This is a genomic window from Lactobacillus sp. UMNPBX4 (assembly GCF_002554115.1).
Taxonomy (GTDB): Bacteria; Bacillota; Bacilli; order Lactobacillales; family Lactobacillaceae; genus Lactobacillus; species Lactobacillus gallinarum.
In genome coordinates this window covers 1-1,845 of sequence record NZ_PCZF01000095.1, presented here as the reverse complement: position 1 = coordinate 1,845, position 1,845 = coordinate 1, and the positions used below count along the sequence as shown (strand labels likewise).

The 1,845-nt window shown below is 34.7% G+C and carries 2 protein-coding genes and 2 pseudogenes; all 4 read left to right on the top strand.

The window, feature by feature from the left end; genetic code table 11:
- On the top strand, positions 1–645 hold a 645-nt coding region (locus CP355_RS09775), incomplete at its 5' end, for an ABC transporter permease (RefSeq protein WP_098044436.1).
- 123 nt (positions 646–768) lie between these two features.
- Positions 769–1,272: an O-acetyl-ADP-ribose deacetylase gene (locus CP355_RS09770; RefSeq protein ID WP_087176610.1), complete on the top strand. Its 504-nt coding sequence runs from the start codon at positions 769–771 to the stop codon at positions 1,270–1,272.
- 95 nt (positions 1,273–1,367) lie between these two features.
- Positions 1,368–1,487: pseudogene (locus CP355_RS10860) on the top strand (helix-turn-helix domain-containing protein); the annotation flags it as partial.
- 57 nt (positions 1,488–1,544) lie between these two features.
- A pseudogene (locus CP355_RS10855) lies at positions 1,545–1,733 on the top strand (IS110 family transposase); the annotation flags it as partial.
- Positions 1,734–1,845: the final 112 nt, after the last annotated feature.

Sequence of the window (1,845 nt, the reverse complement as noted above, 5' to 3'; positions counted from 1 at the left end):
CCTATTATTAATCTTTTGTTATTGGTATTAATTGATCTACAATACAGCAATCAATTCAACTGGTATGTCGCTGCCTCATCGATCGTGATTGATAGTGCAGCTTTATCAATTCAGGCAATGTCGCAATTATTGATTACAGATGCTAATTTGGGCATCGATCTTGAAATGATAGCAAAAAGACCATACAGTCCTTATTATTGGGGGACTAAATTCCTTACTTCATTAATTGCAGGAATCGTCTTGGGTGTAATCAATGTGATATTGCTATTATTATTCGGCTTGCCTTGGGGGGTGTTCTTCCGTTGCTTGGTAATTTTACCAGTTGCCTGCGTTTTTGGTGCTGTTATGGGTTTTACAGGTTGGAGCTTGTCATGGCAAATGAAAAATCCTTACTTTTTCACTAACCTATTTGGTTCAGTAATTACCATTGTTTCAGGTGTATTGGTTGTAATTTCTAATTATCCTGCATGGTTAAGAAGTTTGAGCTATATTTTTCCATTTTATGAGTTAGTTAATTTCGTCAAATTAAATAATACTAATCTATGGTTGGGTATTTTGATTGCAGCTATTTGGTTAGTAATTGGTATTGTGCTCTATGTGACTCAAATTAAGTCAGTTTTGAATAAAAAAATACATCAATATTAAAAAGTGAGCTAATCATATCATGATATGACTAACTCACTTTTTTAACATTTAAAATGATTTTAAATTAAGCAAAATAACAATGTTATTGGTGTTAGAATGTTGGTTATTTCTAAGGACATAATTATGAAAGACATAAAAATTATTAAAGGCGATATTACTAAGATGAAAGCCAACGCGATCGTTAATGCGGCTAATAATTCATTACTTGGTGGTGGCGGCGTTGATGGTGCCATTCATAGAGCAGCGGGTCCACGTTTGCTTGAAGAATGCATGACTTTGCATGGTTGTCCAACAGGTGAAGCAAGGATAACACATGGCTATAATTTGCCTGCGAAATATGTGATTCATACAGTGGGCCCAGTTTATGCTGGCAAGACTAGTGATGCGCATATGCTAGCTTCTTGCTACTATAATTCATTGGCTTTGGCAAAGAAAGTGGGATTACATAGCGTGATTTTTTCAGCTATTTCTACGGGTGTGTATGGTTATCCTGCAGAAAGTGCAGCTAAAGTTGCAGTTGATACTATTCAAAAGTGGCAAAAGGAAAATTCTGATTATAAGATGGATATTTCGCTATGTGCCTATGATGGACGGATGTATCGCTTGTATGAGAAGATGGTAGCGTAGGATTTATTAAAATCAATTAAACCCTGGTTGGTGATAAAAGTGGAAACAGTAGATAATTACGGGGCTATATTTAAAAATATACGTGAAAAAAGGGATTGTCATTAACTCAAGTTGCAAGAGGAATAATTTCTCCAGCCACACTATCTAGATGGGAGAATGGTAAAGGAGAAATGTATTTTGGTAACGTAGTGAGTCTCTTGCAACGGTTAAATATTTATCTAGATGAATCCATTAGTATTCCACAATATAGTAGAAAAGATAATACAGCTAAGACAAATCCGTGTCATATAGCAGATTATTATGAAAGCAAAAAGCTATCCTCTCAAACCAAAGGTTTCAAAAAGATAGCTATTGCTTCAATTCATAAACTAATCAGAACCATTTATGCCCTGATTATCAATGATCAACCATATGATTACAACGTAGCCACACATAATCAAAAAGACTTTAGTCGTAATTAATTGATCAAGTACATTATAACGCTAAGCCCAAAAATCAGATATGGATCTGGGCTTATTGTAAGTGTCAATGTTTTTGCGGTAGCCTTTAAACCATTAGTCTAACCTTAATTTC

Coding starts and splice junctions, on each gene's coding strand:
- CP355_RS09770 (WP_087176610.1), top strand. CDS start 769: ATGAAAGACATAAAAATTATTAAAGGCGATATTACTAAGATGAAAGCC.